We start from the raw sequence: 22602 nt of genomic DNA, 5'->3' as shown, positions 1-22602 counted from the left end.
CGGGCAGAAGCCGTCCGTGACGGCATCCTGCCCGCTACACTCCCACCGCTCGACGTTTCCCCAGGTCAAGCCACGAAGTACTGCTGGAGTACTAGGAGCTGTTCGGGGTTCGGATCATGTGATTGAGGTGATGTGCTTCAACCACATGATCGAGGCTCTGAGGTGCAGTCCTGCCTCATAGCTCTCGGGGGACTTGTCGTAGCGGGTGGCGAGGCCGCGCCAGGTCTTGATCTTCTGGAAGCAGCGCTCCACGGTGTTGCGCTGCCCGTAGCGGTGCGTGTCGAAGGCGACGGGGCGACCGCCGGCCGAGCCTTTCCTGCGGCGATTGGCGGCCTGGTCGTTCTTTTCCGGGATGACCGCGGTGATCCCGCGTCTGCGCAGGTAGGCGCGGTTGTCCTTGGACGAGTAGGCCTTGTCGGCGGCCACCGCCCCGGGCCGGGTGCGCGGGCGACCCCTCGGACCTGCGACACGGACCCGGTCGAGTACCGCCCGGAACTGCGGGCAGTCCGCAGCCTGACCTGGGGTCAGCACGAGCACCAGAGGCAGTCCCGCCGCATCGACCGCAGCGTGGACCTTGCTGCTCAGACCGCCTCTGGACCTGCCGAGCCCGGCGGCCTTCGCCCTAGCCCGGCGACGACGCCGTGCCGCGGACCGCTTCCGGCCCTCCTCCTGTGCGTCGCCCGCACCGGGTGCGGCCTGCGGCGCATCACCCGCAGAACGGGTCCCTGCTCCGGCAGCGGAACCCCCTTTTCCTCGGTCAGGGCCTGTTCGAGAGCGTCCAGGGTCTCCCCGGCGATCGCCAGGCCTGCCGATTCGTGATGGGCCCGCACGATCGTGGAATCCACACTGACCAGTTCCAGCCCGACCCGCCCGCGTGCGGCCGCCTCGGCGATCAGGCCGTCCATCAACCCCTGGAACACCCCGACCTTCGACCAGGCGTTGAACCGCGAATACACCGTGGACCAGGGCCCGTAGCGCTCCGGGACATCACGCCATCCGCCGCCGGTACGGAACCTCCACAACACCCCGTTGAACTGGTCCCGCACCCGCCGCGGCAGCGGACCCGTCGCCGCCACCGGCAGACGAGCCTCGACCAACGCCCACTCGGCATCCGTCACATCAAAACGCGCCACACCCGACTTCTACCAGCCCGGACCAGCACACCACCGAGCATCAAGAAGATCCGAACTCCGAAAAGCTCCTAGAACCCAGATGGTCGGGCCGACCGTGGCCCCAACCAACCATGGTTGAGGTCTGGTGGTCGGGTTGGAGGTGGCGGGTTTTCTCGTCGTTGACCAGACACTCCCCTCAACAACGGTACGCGGTTGTCGCGATCTCGATGAAGGATCGGATCAACGGGTTGGTGTCGCCCTTGTTCCACGCCGCCACCACTCGGCTCGGAGGCATGTCGATCAGCGGCACCAGGGCCAGTCCCCCGGGCAGGTCGTGCCCGAGCGGGGCCAGGCCGACCGTGCCGTTCCACAGCACGGCCTGCAGGCATTCCTGGACGGCGCGCACCACTGGGCCCTCACGCGGCCTGCCACCGTTCCAGTACGACTGCCAGACAGGGTCGGTGCCCTGCGGGAACTGGAACCAGCGGCGGTCGCTCAACTCTGCCAGCCGCAGCCCGTCGCGGCCGGCCAGCGGATCGTCGGCGCGCAGAACCACGCCGACCGGATCGGTCCGCAGTTCACGCACCGTCAGTGCGGTCTCGTCGAACGGCGCCCGGGTCAGCGCGACATCGACCAGTCCGGCGCGCAGCCCGCAGGTCGGGTCGGTCAGATCGGTCTCGCGGATGCGGATGTCGATGCCGGGGCGGCTGCGGCGGTAGACGGCGGCCAGCCTGGCCACTCCCGGGTCGGTTCCGTCGCCCAGGAGACCGATGGTGATGGTCGCGACGCCGGCCGCCGCGCTCACGCGTACCCGTACGCGGTCGGCATGGTCGAGCAGGGCCCGCGCCTCGTCCAGCAGCACCGAGCCCACTGCAGTGAGCGTGACCCCCGCAGGCGAGCGGGTGAACAGCGGGGCACCGACCTCGGCCTCCATCTGCTTGATCGCCCGGCTCAGCGGCGGCTGACTCATGTGCAGTCGGGTGGCGGCCCGGCCGAAATGGAGTTCCTCGGCAACCGCCACGAAGTAGCGCAGGGTCCGTAGCTCCACGCTGCAACAATACCCACGCGATATCAGCGCCACAGGACGAGTCTTGGACACCGGCGGGTCCCCGCCGGTGAACTCGTGGACATGGCCGAAGAAGCGAAGACCGACAAGCCGCAGACTCACCCCGGTGTATCGGTGGTGGGTGCCGGCGACGGCGAGACGATCGTTCTGGGCACCACACGCATGCGCGTTCTGGAAGACGGCAGCCACACCGGGCACCGCCTCGCGATCGCCGAGTCCGTTCTCGCCCCGTACACCCAGGGACCGCCGCAGCACCGCCACGCCCGCCACGACGAGGGCTTCTACATCCTCTCCGGCACCGTGCGATTCACCGTCGGGGACGAGGACCACGACGCCGCCGCGGGCACGCTCGTGATGGTTCCGCCCGGTACCCCGCACACCTTCGCCAACCCGACCGGCCAACCCGCCGTCATGCTCAGCACCTTCACCCCCGACCTGTACGTCCAGTACTTCCGGGACCTCCAAGACGCGCTCGCCGACGGCCGGCCGCTGACGCCACAGGCCAACATCGACGCGATGAGCCGCTACGCGACCGTGCCCGCCACCGGCCCGGCCTGAAGCGGCATGGCCAAGGACCGTGGGCTGACACCAGGCCGAAACCCCGTACCCGCTGCGTCCGCATGGCGCGTGAGGGGCTCTTGACGCAGAACCGCCGAACTGAAGAGATCGTTCGTGCGGCCGTTCGCAACCTACACAGATCGCTCTGAAAGGGAGACCCGATGCGATTACCGTTGTTCCCTTCCCGTACCAGGACACGCTCCGGCCCACGCGGATCGCGGCTGACCGCCGTCCTGACCTCCGCGCTGCTGGCTGCCGGACTGCTGGTCGGTGCCGCACCTGGCCCGGGTGGCTACTCGGCGCGGGCCGACGACCGGCGGACAGACCCATCGTCAGACGGCAGCCTGTCGTTCGCCACCTACAACATGCAGGGTTCCAGTCGCGGGTTGCGCTGGAACGGCGAGGTCGGACCACTGACGATGCGACACCAGGTCGTCGCCCTCCAGGAGGTCGGCAACGGACCGCCCCCAGAACCGCACCAGACCCGGGCACCGGTGAATCGATCCCCATCCCCGGTCCGTTCCCGGCCGGCCTGCCGAACCATGTGAGCCACACGCAGTGGGAGTACCACCACCACCGCCTTCACGTCTACTACCTGCAGACCGACCCGCGTCGCGACAGCGCCACGGGACGGGATCGCTGGCAGGGCGGCCGGGTCAACCTGGCAGTCGTCACGCACGCCCGCGCGGCCGAGGTCCGCGTCATCGAGAACCCGCTGTACGACCGCGACGAACCTCGCGACGACTACCGCTACCGCCGCGCCCTCGGGGTACGGATCGGCAACACCGTCTACTACAACGTGCACGCCCGCGGCGGCGACGTCCCCGGCCTGCTCGCGGGAATCCGCGCGGCCGCCCGGCCCGGCGAGAACTGGGTCATGGTCGGCGACTTCAACCTCAACATCCGCAACCGTACCGACCAGCAGGCCAGGAACCAGAGTCTGCACCTGCGTGCCAACGAGCAACTGGCCCGTCCCGACCGCCCCACCCACCAACAAGGCGGCGAACTCGACTACGCGATCACCCGCGGTACACCCCGGTTCAACGCGGACATTCCCGCGGCGCGCGGGGCGGACCACTATCCCGTCCAGTTCGAACCGGCTCCCACTCCCGTTCCGGCCGCGCCCGACGGCCCGGTGCACAACTTCACCTCGAGCCTCGAGAACGCCCGGACCGGGTTGGTCCTGGACGCCCAGAACAGAGCCTGGGGTGAGGTGACCACCACCCAGGAGCGTTACAACCTGCGTCAACGGTTCCGTGTGAACACCGTGCAGGCGCACTGGTACGGCTTTGCCGTCGGCAGCAGCCCCGCGGCGAGGTCCGGCGCCCGAAGCGCTCTCGCCGACCGCGCCACCGGGATGTGCCCCGGCCTCAACCCGTTCCTCCCTCTGTCCGTCATCGTGCTGTCGTGCGACTCCCCCCTCGCACAGTGGCAACCCGACGACCTCGGGACACCCGGCGGCCCGCTGCGCTGGCACAACTCGGCCTATCCGGGCCTGTGTCTGACCGGTCTGGGCAACGAACAGCGTGTCCTGGCCCTGGCGTGCAACGACAGTCCCTCACAGCAGTGGTGGGACAATTCCCGCGGGGTGTCCGACCGCGCGTGGGAGGACGGTGACCTGCGGGTCCGGCTGCGTGCCTGGAACGGCCTCTACCTGGACCAGTTCGGGGAGCCCGGCCGTGACGGCACCCGACTGACCACCCGTTCGCGCAACAACGTGTTCACCCAGCGCTGGGACATGGAATACGCCGGCCTGGGCGACAACATCGTCCGGCTGAAGGCGTTCGGCAGCGGTGGTCGCTGCGTCGACATCCTGGACACCCATCAGCCCCGGCCCGGCGCACCATCCCTGCTGCACGACTGCAGCGACCGAGGCGCCAGGGACGACGGCACGGGGCACCGCTGGCAGGCGGAGATGTACGAGGACGGCTCCCTCCGTTTCCGCAACGAGGCCGCACACCAGTGCCTGGTGCCGTCGGCGCGGGAAGCGGCCTACGTGACGATCGAGAACTGCAACGACGACGCCCGGCAGCGGTGGACGATCGTGCCGTAGCCGTGACGCCGTAACCGTCACCTCGCGGCGGCGGGGCGAACCGGGCCTGGGCCGACGCGCAGCAGTCGGCCCAGGCCCCACCGACGGGCCTCCGCCCTCTCCTCACCCGTGCTCAGTGACCGACCGGCCCAGAGCGCCGCGACACCCCTCGACCGGATCACCGCCACGGAGAACTACACACACAGCAGCGGCACGTGGAGGCGTAACGTGCACCCGACGCTGCAGCGAAGAGCTGGCGCCAGACATGATCCGTTTGTTGCGGGTGTTGACGCCTTCGGTCCGACCATTGTGGTGCGGGACGGTGAAGCTGGCGTTGACGGCCGCGCGGTCGAGTTCGAGGCCCGAGGCGGTGGAGCTCGGCACGCGCTCTTACGACGAGTCCGGATTGGACACGGTCCGCCGTCGTACGGCACGCCCGGTGAACATCTCGGCGTAGGTACGGCCGGGGGTCAATCGGTCGTTCTGGGAGCCGGATCCGGTGATGCGGCCGCTGCCGAAGACGTGGATGGTGTCGCAGAACTCGCCCCGGGCCACGGTGCGTTGCGCGCCGACATCGAGGCCGCGCACGACAGAGGCACCGCCGAGCGCATCCCCCGTGAGAGCTACCGGCGCTGTCCGCCCACGGGTGAGTCGCGGAGGTCGTGGCGTTCCTAGCCTGATCACAGGGCCGCCGCCTGCGCGGCCCGTACCAAGGGGGAGGCCATGATGCACACGACATCCACCACACACGACGAGACAGGCCCGGACCGGCTTCCGGACGGCTCCGGTCCGAACGGCGGGCGCGTCGGGCGGATCTGCCGCTCTCCGTTGGGCTGGATGCTGACCGGAATCGTCGGCGTCGGCGTGGTATCGGCCGCGACAGCGACCGGCCCCGGACCGGTGCCGGTGCTGGGGGCCGCCGTCGCGGTGGCCGTGTACTGGGCGGTCATGCGGTTCGTCGCACGACGGCCGGTGCCGGAGATCGCGCGGCGGGGGGCCGTGCGGGAGGCGGTGCTCGGCGGCGGGATCGGCCTGGGCTTCATCCTCGTGTCCGCCCTGGCGATCGCGGCGTTCGGAGGCTACTCGTTCTCCTGGGCCGGAAACGGCTTCTTCTCCGTTGTGACGTCCGCGGTCGTCGTGCAGGCGGGTGCGGCGGTCACGGAGGAGCTGATGTTCCGGGGCTTCGCCCTGCACGCCCTGGAGCGGCTGTTCGGCAGCCGTGCCGCTGTCGCGATCACCGCGCTGCTCTTCGGCGCCCTGCACCTGGCGAACCCCGGGGCCACCGCGTGGAGCGGGCTGGCGATCGCGGTCGAGGCCGGCGCGCTGCTCGGAGCGGCGTTCCTGTGGCGGCGCAGCATCTGGTTCGTCGTGGGTCTCCACTTCGCCTGGAACGCCACCGAGCAACTGCTCGGCATCCCGGTCTCGGGCAACAAGGCGAACGGACTGCTCTCGCTGCACACCAGCGGTTCGGGCCTCCTGACGGGCGGAAGTTTCAGTCTGGAGGCGTCGATCGTTACCGTCCTCATCAGTGTGGCGCTGACGGTCCCGATGTTCGTCCTCGCCCACCGACGGGGCGGTCTGCTGCCCCGCCGGGGCGTTGCCCGCTGAACCCCCCCGCGGCACCCCCGGCTGACCGGAACGGAACGGAGACGGACGTGATGACGCCCAGGTGGTCCCGGACACCGCTGCTGCCGCGGAGGCCGTTCAACTGGCTGACGGAGCGTCAGCAACCTTTCAAGGACGGCGTTCTCGCGCTGGTTCTCACCGTGCTGGCCTTCGTGCCGACCCTGTCGCAGATCGGGGCGCAGATCGGCGACCTGTCCGATCGCCCGTCAAGTCCGTTGACCGTCGGGCTGACCCTGGCGCAGACCCTGCCGCTGGCGGTACGCACCCGACGGCCCGCGCCCTGCCTGGCCGTCGTCGGCGGCGCCTTCGCCGTGCATCAGGCCCTGGGCGGTCCGGCGACGTTCGGGAGTGTCGGGCTCTACGCGGCCCTGTACTCCGCCGGAGCCCATCAGGTCTCCTTCCGCCGCGCCCTCGCCGCCGTGGCCGGGGCGGGCTATGCCGTGCTGGCGGTTGTCCTGCACCGCCTGGGCTCACCGGAGCGGATCCCGGACTACCTCGCGTTCTTCCTGGTCCTGGCCGGGGTCTGGCTGGTGGGCGGCGGCGTCCGCAGGTGGCGGGCAGAGGAATCCGAGCGGCGGCGGCTGGCCGCCGAGGTGGCCGCCGCCGACGAGCGCGCACGCATCGCGCGCGAACTGCACGACGTGGTGACCCACCATGTGACGGCCATGGTGGTGCAGGCCGACGCGGCGCAGTTCCTGCTCACATCCGCGCCGGAACGTGCTGGTGACGGTCTGACAGCTGTCAGCGACACCGGCCGCAGGGCGCTGACCGAGCTGCGGTACCTGCTCGGCGTGCTGGAGGCGACCGGCCAGTCCGCGTCCGTGGACCGGGCACCCACCCCGGGAAGGGTGGGGGACCTGGTCGCGCAGGCCCGTATGTCGGGCCAGCCCGTCGAGTTCACCGAGCGGGGCGAGTGGCGGGCGCAGGGCGTGGACGTGGAACTGGCCGTGTACCGCGTGGTGCAGGAGGGGCTCACCAACGCGATGAAGCACGCGGCCGGGCAGCGGACACAGGTCCTGGTCCAGTACGGTGACGAGCACATCGAGATCGAGGTGGCCACCGAAGGATCCGCCCCCTCCTCGGCGGCCGTACCCGCCGCCCGCGGAGCGGGCCGTGCTGGAGGACGTGGTCTGACCGGGCTGCGTGAACGGGTGCGGATGCTCGATGGTGAACTGGTGGCCGGGCCCCGCCCCGACGGCGGGTTCCGCGTCCGTGCCGTGATCCCCGCCCAGCCCGCGCAGGAGTAAGCCGTGAGCGATGTGCCGCCGATCCGTGTTCTCGTCTGCGACGACCAGGCACTGGTGCGTACCGGCTATGTCACCATCTTCTCCGCCCAGCCCGATCTGGAGGTCGTCGGGGAGGCCGAGAACGGGCACGCGGCAGTCCAGGCCGCGCAGCGGCTGCGCCCCGACGTGGTCGTGATGGACATTCGGATGCCCCTGCTCGACGGCATCGAGGCGACCCGCATGCTGGCCGGCCCCGACGCCTTGGCACCCCCGAAGGTACTGGTCGTCACCACCTTCAACGTCGACGCCCACGTCTACGACGCGTTCCGGGCCGGAGCGAGCGGCTTCCTCCTGAAGGACTCACCTCCGGCGGAGCTGGTGGGCGGAATCCGTACGGTCGCCCGGGGCGAGGCACTGCTGGCACCGGCCGTCACCCGCCATCTCATCGGCCACTTCGCCGAACGGCTGCGCCCGGCGGACACCTCCCGGCCGGCCAGGGAGGAAGTCGTGAGCGCGCTGACCCTCCGTGAACTGGAGGCGCTCCGACTGATCGCCGGGGGACTGTCGAACGCGGAGATCGCCGCGGCGATGTTCATCACGCCCGAGACGGTCAAGACCTATGTGTCGCGGATCCTGACCAAACTCGACCTGCGCGACCGTGTCCAGGCTGTCGTCCTCGCCCACCGGATCGGCCTGGTGTCCGCCACGCCCTGAGCCGGTGCGGCCTCAGGACACCGTCACGACGATCTTCCTCCCGGCGTGGAGCCCCTTCTCGAGGTGCCGGTGTGCCTCGACGACGTCGTCGAGGGCGAACACCTTGTCGTCGACGGCGGGCCGCAGGGCACCGAGGCCCACACCCGCGTTCAGGAAGGCCGTCATGCGCTTCACCACGACGGCGTCGAGAGTGTGCTCGAAGCTCCGGTAGCTGAAGATCGTGAGCGGCGGGCCTCCCGGGAAGGGTGTGGGCCGCGGGTCCAGGAAGCCCGCGGCGACCAGTGTTCCGCCGGGGCGGGCCGCCCTCAGGAGATCCTCCTGGCCGGGGCCCATGACAAGGTCGAGGACGATGTCCGCGCCGGTCCCGCCGGTGTGGTGGCCGACGGCTTCGGCGATGTCCTCGTGGTCGGTGGCGACGACCGCGGCGGCGCCGGCGGCGAGCAGCTCGTCCTTCCTCGTGGAGTGCCGGGTGACGGCGATGGGCACGGCACCGATCTGACGGGCGATCTGCGTCGCCGCCCGGCCGACGCCGCCGGACGCGGCGGTGATCAGGACGTGGTCGCCGGGCCGCATCCCCGCCTTCTCGACGAGCGCGCCGTAGGCGGTGGAGTAGGCGACCCAGATCGCCGCCGCCTCCGTGATTCCGAGCCCGGCCGGCCGGGCGGCGACCCGGCTCGCGGAGACCGTGGTGTATTCGGCGTAGCTGCCCCGGGCGCTCGCGTCGGGAACGGCCGTCAGGATGACCGGATCGCCGATCTTCAGCCCGGTGGTCCCGGGGCCCAGCGCGTCCACGACGCCGGTTCCTTCGACACCGAGGCGAGCGTGCGGCAGGGGGACGGGTGCGGGCGAGGTGCCGGAACGCATCATCCGGTCGAGCGGGTTGACGGCGAACGCCTCGATCCTGACCCGGACCTCGCCGGCCGCGGGTTCGACGACGGGCTCCTCGACGACGTGCATGACCTCCGGCCCGCCGAACTCGTCGAACACGACGACTCGTGGCATGGTGACTCCTCCGCATTCGGTGCTGGCTGATTGCTCGAGGAAGACGTTACGGAGCCGTGCGTTACCTCCTGGTACCTTCGGTTTCCATGCAGAACGTGGACGGAGCAGCCTCCCTCGCCGACTGCCCCACGCGTCTGGCGGTCGAGATCATCTCCGACAAATGGGCCGTGCTCGCGCTCTTCGGGCTCAGCCAGAGGCCTCGCAGGCATGGCGAGCTCGTCGACCTCATCGGCGGCGTCTCGCGCAAGGTCCTCACCCAGACGCTGCGCCGGCTCCAGCAGTACGGCCTGGTCGACCGCCATGCCGAAGCGCCGCGGCGGGTCGAGTACAGCCTCACCGACCTCGGCCGGACCCTCATCGAGCCCATCGAGGTCCTGACGAACTGGGCGAGGGAGTACGGCGGGGACATCGCCGACTTCCAGGAGACGGCGGAAGCCACTGCTTCTGCCCGGGTTCGCCCGGCGGGTTGATCTCGGCGAGAGGCGGCGCCCCGCCGGTGGGGCGAAGGCAACGCCGGTGTCCCGCGGCCTCCCGGCACGGGGCGGCGCGGCCGGCCGGGCTCACACGGTGATCGACTCTCCCTCCGGGACGATGGTCAGAGGCACCTCGGTCAGCGCCGCCGGGCTCAGGAACCGGGCCATCGACTCCTGGCCGGTCCGGCTGAGCATGATCTCGTGGATCTGGACGAGACGGTTCGGGGCGACCTCGCGTACGTAGTCGGCCGCCCGGCCGAGCTGGGTCCACGGTCCGCTGGTGGGCAGCAGCAGCGTGTCGACGGGCGCGGGCGGTACGTGGTAAGCGTCGCCGGGGTGGTGGACCCGGCCGTCGACGAGGTAGCCGACGTTGGTGACGCGGGGGATGTCGCGGTGGATCGCGGCGTGCAGGTCGCCGGACACCGCCACGTCGAAACCGGCGACGTCGAGGCGGTCGCCGTCGGCGACCGCGATGACCTGGCCGCGCCGGGCCGCCCAGCGTCCGACCACACTGTCCGGTCCGTAGACCCGCAGGCCGGGGCGGGCGTCCAGGGCCCGGGCGATCAAGTCCTCGTCGAAGTGGTCGAAGTGTTCGTGCGTGATCAGGACGGCGTCTGCGGCGGCAACCACCTCCTTCGCGTCAGGGGTGAACGTGCCCGGGTCGATGGCGATCCGCCTGCCGTCCTCGACCAGCGACACACATGCGTGGGCGTGCTTGATCAGCTGCACTGCCGGCTCCTATCGGTGTGATGTACAGGGTTCGCTGCGCAATATGTACAGGGCACACTGTAATACAGCTCCCCCTGTATTTCTTTGCTAGGTTGAGGGATGTGAACGACGCGCCTTCGAACGAACCGGCTCCCCTCTCCGACGAGTTGGCCGTCCGCCTCCGGGCGGTTGTCGGCACCCTGGTCCGTAGCACCCGTACCGTCGATCGGCTCGCGTCCGTCCCGGCGGCGGTGCTCGGCCTCCTCGACACGCGGGGGCCGATGACCACGGCGGACCTGGCGGCGACCCGCGGAGTGCGCCACCAGACGATGGCCGCGACCGTCAGGGAACTGACCGAGGCCGGCTTCCTGGCCTCACGCGCCGATCCGGGCGACGCCCGCAGGAAGGTCCTCACTCTGACGAAAGCGGGGAAGAAGGCGCTCGACGCGGACCGCCGTCAGCGCGTCGGCGTGCTTGCCGACGCGCTGGAGGAAACGCTGGACGAGGAGGACCGGCGCGCCTTGGCGCATGCCCTCGATCTCATCGACCGGATCAGCGGCAGCATCCGGGGCGGCCACTCCTTCTCCGGCGAGCGCGAGTTCAACAGCGGGGCATGGTGACGAGGCTCAAGTAGCCCGCAGCTCGTACACGTTCCGGACCATGGGGGTCGTGTCGGCACGAGGAACTGTCCAGCGCGGGCCCTCCAACTCCTCGAGGGAAACGCAGGCGGGAGGCCTTCCCGTCGGAGTGAACCGATCTTCCTGAAAATCTTAGGGTCGGATGCGTGCCCGTGTAGAGTGCCGAGCGCCCTTGACCTGCAGAAAGCAGGCAGGGAGCAGACAACCCGGGAGTTTCTCCGTGCTTCGAACCATGTTCAAGTCCAAGATTCACCGTGCCACCGTCACCCAGGCCGACCTGCACTACGTCGGATCCGTGACCATCGACGCCGATCTGCTCGACGCCGCCGATCTGCTGCCCGGTGAGCTCGTCCACATCGTCGACATCACCAACGGCGCCCGCCTGGAGACGTACGTCATCGAGGGGGAGCGCGGATCGGGTGTCGTCGGGATCAACGGAGCGGCGGCGCATCTCGTGCACCCCGGTGACCTGGTGATCATCATCAGTTACGCTCAGGTCACCGACGCCGAGGCGCGGGCGCTGCGGCCGGCGGTCGTGCACGTGGACCGCGACAACCGGATCGTGTCCCTCGGCGCCGACCCGTCCGAGCCGGTACCGGGCTCGGACCAGCAGCGCAGCCCGCAGGCCGTCGCCACCATCGGCTGAGGCGCGGCGGCATCGCAGCACCCCTGGAACCGAGGACCGAGGAGTGGCCGTGAGCGACATCGAGATCCGTGACGACAGGCCGGCCGGCCGCCTTGAGGCGTTCGCCGACGGTCAAGTGGTCGGGCACATCGAGTACTTCGTCCTGGAGGAGCCCGCGCGAGCCCTCGTCCCGGTGCACACCATCGTGGAACCGGAGCACGAGGGCCACGGCATCGCCGGCTCCCTCGCCCGCGAGCTGTACGGCATCGCCGCACGCGAGGGCGTCGTCGTCGCACCGCTGTGCCCGTACGTCGTGAAGTGGGCGCAGCGGCACCCCGAGGAGGCTCCGGCGGCCGACCCCGAGCTGCTGAAGGCGGCGATGGACTGGCTCAAGGCGCACCCGGGGCGCTTCTGATGGCCCCCGGCCCGGACCCCGCGCCGGTGTCGCCCCCGCCCCGGTCCGGACCGCTCGCCCTGCTGCACACCTCACCGGCGCACATCCCCGCCTTCGACGCGCTGCGCGACGCGGACCACCCGGACCTGGAGCTGCGCCACCTGGTCGACGAGGAACTGCTCGCTCGGGCCCGGCGTGAAGGACCCGAAGCGGTGGCCGACGAGGTCCGGGTCCTGCTGGCCGGCGCCGTGGCCGACGGCGCCCGGGGCGTCCTGTGTACGTGCTCGACCATCGGCGCGGTCGCCGAACGGACCGACGCCGGGGTGCCCGTGCTCCGCGTGGACCGGCCGATGGCCGCCGCCGCGGTGGCCGCGGGTGCTCGGGCCGGTGCGCGGGTCGTCGTCCTCGCGACGGTGGCGAGCACGCTGGAGGCGACCGTCGCCCTGATCGACGAGGAGGCCCGGCGGGCGGAGCGTCCCGTCGAGATCCGTACGGCCCTGGTCGAGAAGGCTTGGGCGTTGTTCGAGGCGGGTGACACGGACGGCTGCGCCCGCGCGGTCGCCGGTGCAGCCGACGCGGTCGCCGACGCGGATGTGATCGTCCTCGCCCAGGCGTCCATGACCGCGGCCGGGGGATACATCACGACCTCGGTGCCGGTGCTGTCGAGCCCCCGCCCCGGCCTCGCCGCCGCGGCGGCCGCGCTCCGCGGGGTGCGCGCCGCGTAGAGCCTCGGCGGGAGTGGCCTGCGGGGTGCGCGCCGGACAGGCCTCCGGTTGCCGCGTTCCGCGGGGTGCGCGCCGGACAGAGCTCCGGCTGTCGTGGCCCGCGGGGTGCGCGCCGGGCAGGGCCCCGGTCGTGGCGGCGCGCAGAGTGCACGCCGAGGCAGGACGATGGGCGTCGTGGCCCGTACGGTGTACGACGGACACGGTCCCGGCCGTCTTCCGGGTGTGGGGCCGACTCGCCCGCCGGCGTCCACCCACTGGTCCGGTGGTGCGTACAGGACTGGGCCGTCCGGGCGCCGTCCCCGCGCGAAGGAGTGAGTGGGGGCTCGGGCGCTGGGTACGCGGGAGACAAGTCCAAAGGGCCGCCGTAACCGACTGGCTGGAGGACCGCCATGACACAGCCGTATCCCGACCCCGTGCCGCCGGGGCCCACCCCCGGGCCGAGCCCCGAACCTCCGGGGCCGTCACCCTTCCCCGACCCGGTGCCGAATCCGGGCGGCCCCGATCCCGCGCCCAGGCCGAAGCCCGGGCCGAGGCCCGGCCCCACCCCGGTGCCGAACCCGGGCGGGCCCGATCCCGTACCGGGTCCTGAGCCCGTCCCCACACCGTCCCCGGTCCCGAAGCCGCCGGGCCCCGATCCGGTGCCCGAACCCCAGCCCCGGCCCGGGCCGCTGACCTGACGGGTTCGAAGGACCGACCGCCCCGGTCACCGGACCGACCGGCCCCGGTCATCAGATCCCGGAGCCGTTCAATACACTCCGCGGGTGAACGACATACGGTGCACTCAGTGCGGTGTTGTGGGGCTGGAACCGGGCTTCGTCGAGGACTCCGGGCAGGGCGCTCGCGGGTTCTCGCGGTGGGTCGAGGGCGTGCTCCAGCTGGGTCCGCTGGGCGGTGCCCGGCTGATGGGCCGGCCGCGCTGGCAGATAGAGGCCTTCCGCTGCCCCAACTGCGCCCACCTGGAACTGTTCGCCGCCCAGCGAAGCTAGAGGCTGACCGCGCCCGACAGCCCGACAGCCCGGGTGGCCGGTAGCCCCCCGCCGCTCGCGCCCCGCACCCCGCACACACCGAAGCCGTCACGCGTCCCCTTCCGGGAGCGTGACGGCTTCGACGCGGGTGCGAACTCAAGGTCGCCTGGTGGCGGCCCCGCCGGGTAATGGTGACGGCCCCGCCGGGATCTGGGGAGACCCCGCCAGGTGCCGCTACGCCTCGACCTCCGACCGGTCGCCGCCCCACAGCGTGTGGAACGACCCCTCGCGGTCCGTCCTGCGGTAGGTGTGCGCTCCGAAGAAGTCCCGCTGCCCCTGGGTGAGCGCGGCCGGCAGGCGTTCGGCGCGCAGGGCGTCGTAGTAGGCGAGGGCCGCCGAGAAGCCGGGGGTGGGCACGCCCTGGCGGGTCGCCGCGACGAGGACCTCGCGCCAGTCGTCCTGGGCCGCCCCGATCTCCTGGGCGAACGTCTTGTCCGACAGCAGGCTCGGCAGGTCGGGCCGGGCGTCGTACGCGGCGCGGATGCGGTCGAGGAAGGCCGCCCGGATGATGCAGCCGCCGCGCCAGATGGAGGCCACGGAACCGAGGTCGATGTTCCAGTCGTACTCGTCGCTGCCGGCGGTGATCTCATGGAATCCCTGCGTGTACGAGACGATCTTCGACGCGTACAGCGCCTGCTCGACCCGGTCCGCGAAGGCCGCCGCCTCGGACTCCTCCAGCCGCCGCGCCGTCGGACCGGCGAGGTCGCGCGAGGCCTCGCGCAGGCCGGCGTGTCCGGACAGCGAGCGGGCGAACACCGCCTCGGCGATACCGGACACCGGCACACCCAGGTCCAGCGCGATCTGCACGGTCCAGCGGCCCGTGCCCTTCTGCTCGGCCCGGTCCTGGACCACGTCCACGAAGGGCTTGCCCGTCGCCGCGTCCACGTGCGACAGCACCTCGGCGGTGATCTCGATCAGATACGAGTCGAGCCGGCCGGTGTTCCAGGTGCGGAAGATGTCCGCGATCTGCGCGGGGGAGTACCCGGCGACATCGCGGAGCAGCTGGTAGGCCTCGCCGATGAGCTGCATGTCGGCGTACTCGATGCCGTTGTGGACCATCTTCACGAAGTGCCCGGCGCCGTCGGGACCCACATGCGTGACGCACGGCGACCCGTCCGTCGCCTTCGCGGAGATCTTCTCCAGCATCGGGCCGAGCGAGGCGTACGACTCCACGGAGCCGCCCGGCATGATGCTCGGCCCGTTCAGCGCGCCCTCCTCGCCGCCGGACACACCCGTGCCGACGAAGTGGATGCCCTGTTCGCGCAGCGCGCGCTCGCGGCGCCGGGTGTCCGCGAAATGGGCGTTGCCGCCGTCGATGATCATGTCGCCGGGCTCCAGGAGCGGGGCGAACTCCTGGATCACGGCGTCGGTCGGCTCGCCCGCCTTCACCATGATCACCAGGCGTCGGGGCCGCTCCAGCGCCGCCACGAACTCCTTCGCCGTCTCGGCCGCCACGAACGTGCCCTCGTGGCCGAACTCCTCCACCAGCGCGTTCGTCTTCGCCGCCGTGCGGTTGTGCACGGCGACCGCGTAGCCGTTGCGTGCGAAGTTGCGGGCGAGATTGCGCCCCATGACCGCGAGACCCGTGACGCCGATCTGGGCTGATGTGCTCATTAGGTTGGCTCCTAAGAAGTGCGGTAAGTCCGTTGGCCGGTAGGGGACATGTTCCGGTGCCGATGCCGCCGGTCGTGCCCGTCCGTGCTGTTCGCCAGTATTGCCCCAGGCCATCCTGACGTGTCGCAGGTGTCCACGCAGGGGGACGTCCCGGCGGTGCGGGGCGAATTTCGGACAGACCGTGCGGGGCCGGACCCCGGCGGCCGGCGCGTCGCGCGGCCCGGGCGCGGTCGCGGCTTCCGCGCGGCCGGGGCGGCCGAACGGGCCCGACGCCCGTCGCCGGACACAGGAACCCGATGTCCGCGGGCCGTGGAGCGGCCGGCGGCGCACTCCGGTCCCGCGGGGCACGGTCACCCACCGTGCGGCGGCCACCTCGCCCGGCGACGGTCCGAAAGTCGGCCAACCGCCTTTTCGGAGCGACCGGTTGCCGCCTTGTCCCGGCCTGTTCCCAGCGCTTACTTTTGCCGCTCCTGACGCATGTCTAGGGGGGCTCCCTCATGGCCGTACGCGGCCGGCACCGCCGGTATCAGCCGAACAGGATCAACCGCGCCTCACTCACCGTCACGGTGGGCGGTGCCGGGATCGCGCTCCCGCTGGTCGGGGCCGGACTCGCCCACGCGGCCGACGTCGGGACCTGGAACAAGGTCGCCGCCTGCGAATCCAGCGGCAACTGGAGCATCAACACCGGCAACGGCTATTACGGCGGACTCCAGTTCACCCAGTCCACCTGGGAGGCGTACGGCGGCAAGGGCTACGCCCGGCGCGCGGACCTGGCCACCAGGGACCAGCAGATAGCCGTGGCCGAGAAGGTGCTCAAGGGGCAGGGACCCGGCGCGTGGCCGGTGTGCTCGGTCCGCGGCGGGCTGACCGGAGGGGGCGCGGCCCCCGACATCAGCCCGGCCGGGACAGCGCCGCAGACGGCGAAGCAGCGGTCGGTTCGTGACGTGAAGCCGCAGACCACCCCGCAGTCGCAGGCCGGGACCGCCGAGATGTACACCGTCGTGCGCGGCGACACCCTCTCCGGCATCGCCGACTCCCGACATGTCCAGGGCGGCTGGCAGGGGCTGTACGCCGCGAACCGCACGACCGTCGGCTCCGATCCGGACCTGATCCTGCCGGGCCAGCGGCTCGCCGTGAACGGCCGGACCAAGGCACCCGAGCACACCCGGCACACGCCGGCGAAGAGCCCTTCGAAGACGCACCCCCGGACGCCGGAGAAGAAGACGCCGGCCCAGAAGGCCTCGGCCGAGCGGCCGTCCTCGCACACGACGACCCGTCCCGGGACCGGGACGCACGGACTCGTGGCCCCGGTGCACGCGGCGACCGGCACTCCGTACCACGCCACCGGCTCGCACTGGTCGAAGGGCTACCACACGGGCGTCGACTTCCCCGTGCCGACGGGCACCTCCGTCGCGGCGGTCGCCGCCGGGCACGTGGTCAGCTCGGGCTGGGGCGGATCGTTCGGCTACGAGGTGGTGATCCGGCACGCCGACGGCCGCTACACGCAGTACGGCCACCTCTCCGCGATCTCCGTCAAGGCGGGGCAGAGCGTGGTGGCCGGCCAGCGCATAGGCCGCTCGGGGTCCACGGGCAACAGCACGGGCCCGCATCTGCACTTCGAGGTGCGGACCGGGCCCGGCTTCGGATCCGACATCGACCCGATGGCGTACCTCCGGGCCGGCGGCGTCAGGATTTGACTCGGGTGCGGCGGTGGCTCACGAACGGCATCGGTACGTAGGGCACGCCGAGCATGAAGGTCGGGTAGAGCGGTTCGTCCCCGGCCGCCGGGTTCTGCGCGGCGACGACGTCCATCGCCGGCACGGCGGCCGTGGGCGAAGGCGCGGCCGGTACGAACGCGCCCGCGACCGCAGGCTGCGCCGCCGGGGAGAACGCGCTGCCGCCGGCCGCCCCGGGAGCCAGTGGCGCGCTCCCGGCACCCGGCTGCGCAGTCGGTACGAATCCGTCCGCGCCCTCCGCGGGTCTGGGCAGCCCGGCCAGCAGTTCCGCCACGGCGGTCTCGGTGACCGTGAGAGCCCCGAGGCCGGCGACGGCCGGGACAGCGGGCTCCGCCGGGCGCGGGCGCCCGACGGCCGGCTCGGGGAACCGCGGCTCGGTCGGGGCCTCGGCGACCGGGACGGCGGTGGGCGGGTGCCCATTGTCGGTCACGGAGGCCGGGACGGGGGTGGGCCGGCGTCCTTCGTCGGCCGGCTGCCCGGCGTCCGCTTCCGGTACGGCCGCGGGCCCCGGGCTGGCGGCCACGACTCGGTCGCCGCTGCCGGTCTGCTCGCTGCCGGTCCGCTCCGAGGTGATCCGCTCGGTGGTGAGCAGGATCAGACCGCCCGCCGCCACGACGCCGCAGGCGAGGGCGAGCGCGGTGCCGGTCGCGCCGTAGCGGAAGGTTTCGCCGAACATCGTGATGCCGACCGCGGCCGCCACGACGGGGTTCACGACCGTCAGGGTGGCCAGCGGTGCCTCCAGGCCGGCACCTCGGTAGGAGGCCTGCGAGATCAGCATGCCGGCGGTCGCGAAGGCACCGATGGCCGCGAGGCTCGACAGGTCGGCGAGCGAGACGTGCCGCGACCAGTCGACGGCCACGGTCTTGGTGAACACGGAGGACATGCTGAACGCGATGCCCGCCGCGACAGCCAGCAGCACACTGCGCACGGCCGCGTGCCGGTGCGCCGCGCGTCCCGCCACCATCAGGGCCGCGACCGCGCCGCCCGACACCACGCCGAGCGCCAGACGCTGGGGATTGCTCAGGGACTGCGCGTCGGACGCGCCGACCAGGGACAGCAGGCCGGCGAGGCCCACCGTGGCCATGATCGCGCCGCGCCAGGCCGTGGCTCCGGCCTTGCGGCCGACGAACAGGGCCGCCATCGGCAGCGCGAAGACGATCGTCAGCGCGCCGAGCGGCTGTACGAGGCTCAGCGGGCCGAAGGCGAGGGCGACCACGTGCAGCAGACCGCCGACGCCGGTCAGCGCGACGGCCGCCCACCAGCCCGGCCTGCGCAACGGAGCGTAGGTCTGGCCGGGAGAGGTCACCGCGACCCGCTCCTGGATGATCGCGCCGCCCGCGTACGCGACGGCCGAGACGAACGAGAGCACCACGGACAGAGCGAGGGCACTCATGAGTCCCTCCTCTGCGTACGGCGCGGAGCTGCGGTCCGGCGCGACGAACGGTCGGCTTCCATGCAAACAACGATGCCGTGCGATTTAGTTCTCGTCGTCGTCCCTGAGCAGTCATTGGGTCCTACTGCCGATGGAGTACGAATCGCCCCTTGTCCTCCCCAGGGTGGGCGACACCACGGTCCGATCCACTGGTGGTCCCCCCTAGGGGGCTTGGTACTACTGCTCTTCGTGGACCTCGACCCCCGGCTCAAGGCGCTCGACGCGCTCGGCGGCTTCTTCGTACTACGTACCGGCGTACCGCCGCGCGGCCCCCTGCCGACCCTCGCGAACGCGTTCGCGGAACCGCGATCCGCGACCTCCCCGGAGGTTTACGGAGATCCGATGACTTTTCGCGTCGACAAGGTCGCGCGAAGTATCCGGGCCCCGGAACCGCGGGTCGCGGCCTCGGTGGCGCAGCAGGGTCTCGCGGCCCGCTTCTGGTCGGTCGCGCTCGGCGCCGCCGCGCTCTGCGGCCGGCTGCCCGACCTCGATCCGGAGCTGCTGTTCTGGGACCCGGACGCCAGTGCCCCGGACGACCTCTGGCTCGGCGAGGTCCGCTTCCGGCCCGTGACCGATCTCGACGCGGTCGTACGTGCCGGGCTCGTCGTACCGCTGAGCGCGGCCCTGCGCTCGCGCCACCGTGTCTCGGCGGCCCTGCTGTGGGGCAACGCGGGCTCCGCCCTGGCCGGGACCGTCCGTCAGCTGGACCGCTGGGCGCTCGTCCACGGACGCCCGGACGTGGGGGAGCGGGCCAGGGCACTGGCGGGCGGGCTCTTCGCGCACCCCGATCTCGCCGGCACCCTCGACCCCGCGACGCTACGCCGCCGCAGCTGCTGTCTCTACTACCGGGTACCCGGCGGCGGAGTCTGCGGCGACTGCTGCTTCGAGCGCCCACCGCGCCCGGCACCCGGCCGATCCTGACGCACGGGTTCCGCCGCACCCGCCCCAGCGCCCCGCCGCACCCGACCCGACCGCTCCGCCATGCCCGGCCCGGCCGCCCTGCCTGGCGCGATCCGGCTGCTCCGCCATGCCCGGCCCGGCCGCCCCGCCGGGCCCCGCGCCGTCGCCCACCGGATCGTGCACCGTCACTCACCCGATCCGGCACCGTCGTCCACCCGATCCGGCACCGGCCTACGACGGACCGGACGCCGGCGGCCGACGGACCCCGGCGTCGGTGCCTGCCCCGGCATCCCACCGGACCCGGCGCGGGCGCACCTGTCGCGGTCTTCCGTATCGGCTTCAACTGAGTGACCATGAGGGGCACCAGCCGGTTAGGACGGGGGTTCTGTGTGCGCGTGGGACTGCTGACCCGGGAATATCCGCCGGACGTCTACGGCGGCGCGGGCGTCCATGTCGAGTTCCTCGCGAGGGAGTTGCGGGCCCTCACCGAACTCGACGTGCACTGCTGGGGCGAGGGCGGCTCCGGCGGAGTCGTCCGTCATCGGCCCTGGCCCGCGCTCGACGGCGCCAACGACGCCCTGCGCACCTTCTCCGCGGACCTCTCCATCGCCGCCGCGCTCGAAGGCCGCGAACTCGTCCACTCCCACACCTGGTACGCCAACCTCGCGGGACACTTCGGAAAGCTCCTGCACGGCATACCGCACGTGATGACAGCCCACTCCCTCGAACCGCTGCGCCCCTGGAAGGCCGAGCAGCTCGGCGGCGGCTACGCCCTCTCCAGCTGGGCCGAGCGCACCGCCATCGAGGCCGCCGACGCCGTGATCGCCGTCTCCGGCGCCATGCGCGACGACATTCTCGGCTGCTACCCGGACCTGGACCCGGCCAGGGTTCGTGTCGTGCACAACGGCATCGACACCTCCCTCTACCGGCCCGACCACGGAACGGACGTCCTGGAGCGGATCGGCCTGGACACCGGGCGCCCGTACATCCTGTTCGTCGGCCGCATCACCCGGCAGAAGGGTGTGCCCCATCTCCTGCGCGCCGTAAGGGACATCGACCCGGCCGCGCAGGTGGTGCTGTGCGCGGGTGCCCCCGACACACCTGAGATCGACCGTGAGTTCCGTGAGTTGTACCAGGAGTTGAGCGCCGTCCGCGACGGCGTGCACTGGATCCCGCAGATGCTGCCCCGGCCCGAGGTCATCCAACTCCTCACGCACGCGGCGGTGTTCGTCTGTCCCTCGGTGTACGAGCCGCTCGGCATCGTCAATCTGGAGGCGATGGCCTGCGGGACGGCGGTGGTCGCGTCGAGTGTCGGCGGCATTCCCGAGGTGGTCGAGGACGGCGAGACGGGCCTTCTCGTGCCGCTCGGGGACGACTTCGAGGCGGGGCTCGCGACGGCGCTGGACTCCGTTCTCGCCGACCCCGGCACGGCCCGGCGTATGGGCGAGGCCGGACGGCGGCGCGCGGAGGGGGAGTTCGGCTGGGACACCGTGGCCCGACGAACCGTCCAGCTGTACGAGGAAGTCCTCAAAGCTGGGTAACCGTTCAGTCGGGCGAACTTCATTCGGACGAACTTCAGTCAGGCGGACTCCGGTCGGGCCATCTTCGGTCAGGCGGACTACGAGCAGGCGGACTTCGGCCGGGCCAACTCGGGTCAGGCCGGCTTCGGCCGGGTGAACTTCGGCAGGTGAACTTCGGAACGCGGGACGGGTCCGGGCAGCCGGGCACGGCCCGAACGGGCGTGGAAGGGGCGGCAGCATGCGGCGTGGTGGGCGCGGTGGACCTTCGGTGCTGGGAATCGTACTGGCGGGAGGCGAGGGCAAGCGGCTGATGCCGCTGACCGCGGACCGGGCGAAACCGGCGGTGACCTTCGGCGGCACGTACCGCCTCGTGGACTTCGTACTCTCCAATCTCGTCAACGCCGACATCCTGCGCATCTGCGTGCTGACGCAGTACAAGTCGCACTCGCTCGACCGGCACATCACCACCACCTGGCGGATGTCCAGCCTGCTCGGCAACTACGTGACGCCGGTCCCGGCCCAGCAGCGGCTCGGGCCCCGCTGGTATCTCGGCAGCGCGGACGCGATCCTCCAGTCGCTGAACCTGATCCACGACGAACAGCCCGAGTACGTCGCGGTGTTCGGCGCCGACCACGTCTACCGGATGGACCCCCGGCAGATGCTCGCCCAGCACATCGAGAGCGGGGCGGGGGTGACGGTGGCCGGAATACGGGTGCCGCGCGCCGAGTCGTCCTCCTTCGGCGTCATCAGCCCCGGTCCCGACGGTCAGAGCGTGCGGGGCTTCCTGGAGAAGCCCGCCGACCCGCCGGGGCTCGCGGACGACCCCGAGTGCGTCTTCGCCTCGATGGGCAACTACATCTTCACCACCAAGGCGCTGATCGAGGCGCTCCAGCGGGACGCCGAGGACGACGGCTCCGTGCACGACATGGGCGGTTCGATCCTGCCCGCGCTCACGGAGCGGGGCGAGGCGCAGCTGTACGACTTCAGCGACAACCACGTGCCCGGCGAGACCACCCGGGACCAGGGCTACTGGCGCGACGTGGGCACCCTCGACGCCTACTACGACGCCCACATGGACCTGATCGCCGAGCGTCCCACGTTCAACCTGTTCAACCGCGGCTGGCCCGTCTACACCAGCTCGGGGCAGCTCTCCCCGGCGCGCTTCAACGCCGGGGGCATCGCCAGCGAGTCCATCATCAGCGCGGGATGCCTGATCCGCGGGCAGGTGACGCGATCGGTGCTGTCGCCGGGCGTGGTCGTCGACCCCGGCGCTGTGGTGCAGGGCTCGGTCCTGCACGACAACGTCAAGATCGGGCGGGGGGCCGTCGTGCGGGGCGCGGTGCTCGACAAGAACGTCGAGGTCCCGCCGGGCGCGACGGTCGGCGTCAATCCGGAGCGCGACTCCGACCTCTACACCGTCTCCAAGGGCGGCGTGATAGCCCTGGGCAAGGGCCAGCGAGTGCCCTGACGGGTCTC

21 protein-coding genes and 1 pseudogene are annotated in these 22602 nt (G+C 71.6%); 15 read left to right on the top strand and 7 right to left on the bottom strand.

What is annotated here, in order from left to right; genetic code table 11:
* Positions 1-114 precede the first annotated feature (114 nt).
* Both ABZV42_RS24450 and ABZV42_RS24445 read right to left on the bottom strand, forming a co-directional pair.
* Positions 115-1133, bottom strand: a pseudogene (locus tag ABZV42_RS24450) (IS5 family transposase).
* A 175-nt stretch (positions 1134-1308) separates the two neighbouring features.
* On the bottom strand, positions 1309-2145 hold the full coding sequence (locus ABZV42_RS24445) for a LysR substrate-binding domain-containing protein (protein ID WP_355984839.1): 837 nt from the start codon (positions 2143-2145) through the stop codon (positions 1309-1311).
* A gap of 96 nt (positions 2146-2241) precedes the next feature.
* Between ABZV42_RS24445 and ABZV42_RS24440 the strand changes: the two genes are divergently transcribed.
* Both ABZV42_RS24440 and ABZV42_RS24435 read left to right on the top strand, forming a co-directional pair.
* Entirely contained in the window at positions 2242-2736 is a 495-nt protein-coding gene (locus ABZV42_RS24440; RefSeq protein WP_355984831.1) for a cupin domain-containing protein, read from the top strand.
* 544 nt (positions 2737-3280) lie between these two features.
* Entirely contained in the window at positions 3281-4789 is a 1509-nt protein-coding gene (locus ABZV42_RS24435; RefSeq protein WP_356053578.1) for a hypothetical protein, read from the top strand.
* A 369-nt stretch (positions 4790-5158) separates the two neighbouring features.
* Here the strand turns inward: ABZV42_RS24435 and ABZV42_RS24430 are convergent, their stop codons facing one another.
* Positions 5159-5356 (bottom strand): hypothetical protein, encoded by a 198-nt coding sequence (locus ABZV42_RS24430; RefSeq protein WP_355984827.1) that lies wholly within the window; start codon positions 5354-5356, stop codon positions 5159-5161.
* 135 nt (positions 5357-5491) lie between these two features.
* On the opposite strand from ABZV42_RS24430, the gene ABZV42_RS24425 reads away from it, so the two are divergent.
* From ABZV42_RS24425 to ABZV42_RS24415, 3 genes are read left to right on the top strand one after another with little or no spacing between them, the layout of a single operon-like run.
* Complete coding sequence (locus tag ABZV42_RS24425) at positions 5492-6376, top strand: CPBP family intramembrane glutamic endopeptidase (RefSeq protein ID WP_355984826.1); 885 nt, start codon at positions 5492-5494, stop codon at positions 6374-6376.
* A 47-nt stretch (positions 6377-6423) separates the two neighbouring features.
* Positions 6424-7641, top strand: a complete 1218-nt coding sequence (locus ABZV42_RS24420) for a histidine kinase (RefSeq protein ID WP_356053577.1) — start codon at positions 6424-6426, stop codon at positions 7639-7641.
* Between the two features lie 3 nt (positions 7642-7644).
* Positions 7645-8334 carry a response regulator transcription factor gene (locus tag ABZV42_RS24415; protein ID WP_355984824.1) on the top strand — a complete coding sequence of 230 codons (690 nt, stop codon included), beginning with the start codon at positions 7645-7647 and terminating at the stop codon, positions 8332-8334.
* 12 nt (positions 8335-8346) lie between these two features.
* Here the strand turns inward: ABZV42_RS24415 and ABZV42_RS24410 are convergent, their stop codons facing one another.
* Positions 8347-9336 carry a zinc-dependent alcohol dehydrogenase family protein gene (locus tag ABZV42_RS24410; RefSeq protein ID WP_355984822.1) on the bottom strand — a complete coding sequence of 330 codons (990 nt, stop codon included), beginning with the start codon at positions 9334-9336 and terminating at the stop codon, positions 8347-8349.
* Positions 9337-9422: 86 nt separating this feature from the next.
* On the opposite strand from ABZV42_RS24410, the gene ABZV42_RS24405 reads away from it, so the two are divergent.
* On the top strand, positions 9423-9806 hold the full coding sequence (locus ABZV42_RS24405; protein WP_356053576.1) for a helix-turn-helix domain-containing protein: 384 nt from the start codon (positions 9423-9425) through the stop codon (positions 9804-9806).
* 90 nt (positions 9807-9896) lie between these two features.
* On the opposite strand, the gene ABZV42_RS24400 is transcribed toward ABZV42_RS24405, so the two are convergent.
* The gene (locus ABZV42_RS24400; protein WP_355984818.1) at positions 9897-10538 is read right to left on the bottom strand and encodes an MBL fold metallo-hydrolase; all 642 of its coding nucleotides are present in this window, start codon (positions 10536-10538) and stop codon (positions 9897-9899) included.
* A 101-nt stretch (positions 10539-10639) separates the two neighbouring features.
* Here ABZV42_RS24400 and ABZV42_RS24395 point away from each other — a divergent pair, with 101 nt between their 5' ends.
* The 5 genes from ABZV42_RS24395 (at position 10640) to ABZV42_RS24375 (ending at position 13885) form a co-directional block, all read left to right on the top strand.
* Complete coding sequence (locus ABZV42_RS24395; RefSeq protein ID WP_356053575.1) at positions 10640-11137, top strand: MarR family winged helix-turn-helix transcriptional regulator; 498 nt, start codon at positions 10640-10642, stop codon at positions 11135-11137.
* Positions 11138-11375: 238 nt separating this feature from the next.
* Entirely contained in the window at positions 11376-11801 is a 426-nt protein-coding gene (gene panD, locus ABZV42_RS24390) for an aspartate 1-decarboxylase (RefSeq protein WP_355984814.1), read from the top strand.
* A 49-nt stretch (positions 11802-11850) separates the two neighbouring features.
* Positions 11851-12195, top strand: a complete 345-nt coding sequence (locus ABZV42_RS24385) for a GNAT family N-acetyltransferase (RefSeq protein WP_355984812.1) — start codon at positions 11851-11853, stop codon at positions 12193-12195.
* The gene (locus tag ABZV42_RS24380) at positions 12195-12899 is read left to right on the top strand and encodes an arylsulfatase (RefSeq protein ID WP_356053574.1); all 705 of its coding nucleotides are present in this window, start codon (positions 12195-12197) and stop codon (positions 12897-12899) included. The genes ABZV42_RS24385 and ABZV42_RS24380 overlap by 1 nt, the downstream gene beginning before the upstream one ends.
* Positions 12900-13660: 761 nt before the next feature.
* Positions 13661-13885, top strand: a complete 225-nt coding sequence (locus tag ABZV42_RS24375) for a hypothetical protein (protein ID WP_355984809.1) — start codon at positions 13661-13663, stop codon at positions 13883-13885.
* Positions 13886-14098: 213 nt separating this feature from the next.
* Here ABZV42_RS24375 and gndA read toward each other — a convergent pair whose 3' ends face one another.
* The gene (gene gndA / locus ABZV42_RS24370; protein ID WP_355984807.1) at positions 14099-15538 is read right to left on the bottom strand and encodes an NADP-dependent phosphogluconate dehydrogenase; all 1440 of its coding nucleotides are present in this window, start codon (positions 15536-15538) and stop codon (positions 14099-14101) included.
* 497 nt (positions 15539-16035) lie between these two features.
* On the opposite strand from gndA, the gene ABZV42_RS24365 reads away from it, so the two are divergent.
* Positions 16036-17235: a transglycosylase family protein gene (locus ABZV42_RS24365; protein ID WP_355984805.1), complete on the top strand. Its 1200-nt coding sequence runs from the start codon at positions 16036-16038 to the stop codon at positions 17233-17235.
* Here ABZV42_RS24365 and ABZV42_RS24360 read toward each other — a convergent pair.
* On the bottom strand, positions 17225-18667 hold the full coding sequence (locus tag ABZV42_RS24360; protein WP_356053573.1) for a DMT family transporter: 1443 nt from the start codon (positions 18665-18667) through the stop codon (positions 17225-17227). The two genes, ABZV42_RS24365 and ABZV42_RS24360, sit on opposite strands and share 11 nt — an antisense overlap.
* 210 nt (positions 18668-18877) lie before the next feature.
* Here ABZV42_RS24360 and ABZV42_RS24355 point away from each other — a divergent pair, with 210 nt between their 5' ends.
* The 3 genes from ABZV42_RS24355 (at position 18878) to glgC (ending at position 22594) form a co-directional block, all read left to right on the top strand.
* The gene (locus ABZV42_RS24355) at positions 18878-19627 is read left to right on the top strand and encodes a (2Fe-2S)-binding protein (protein ID WP_356053572.1); all 750 of its coding nucleotides are present in this window, start codon (positions 18878-18880) and stop codon (positions 19625-19627) included.
* A gap of 368 nt (positions 19628-19995) precedes the next feature.
* Entirely contained in the window at positions 19996-21147 is a 1152-nt protein-coding gene (glgA, locus tag ABZV42_RS24350) for a glycogen synthase (protein WP_356053571.1), read from the top strand.
* A gap of 217 nt (positions 21148-21364) precedes the next feature.
* The gene (gene glgC / locus ABZV42_RS24345; protein ID WP_355984797.1) at positions 21365-22594 is read left to right on the top strand and encodes a glucose-1-phosphate adenylyltransferase; all 1230 of its coding nucleotides are present in this window, start codon (positions 21365-21367) and stop codon (positions 22592-22594) included.
* The last annotated feature ends 8 nt before the right edge of the window (positions 22595-22602 follow it).

The organism is Streptomyces sp. NPDC005281 (assembly GCF_040607495.1).
GTDB lineage: Bacteria > Actinomycetota > Actinomycetes > Streptomycetales > Streptomycetaceae > Streptomyces.
The sequence above is the reverse complement of the archived record's forward strand: the minus strand, read 5'-3'. Positions and strand labels throughout refer to the sequence as shown.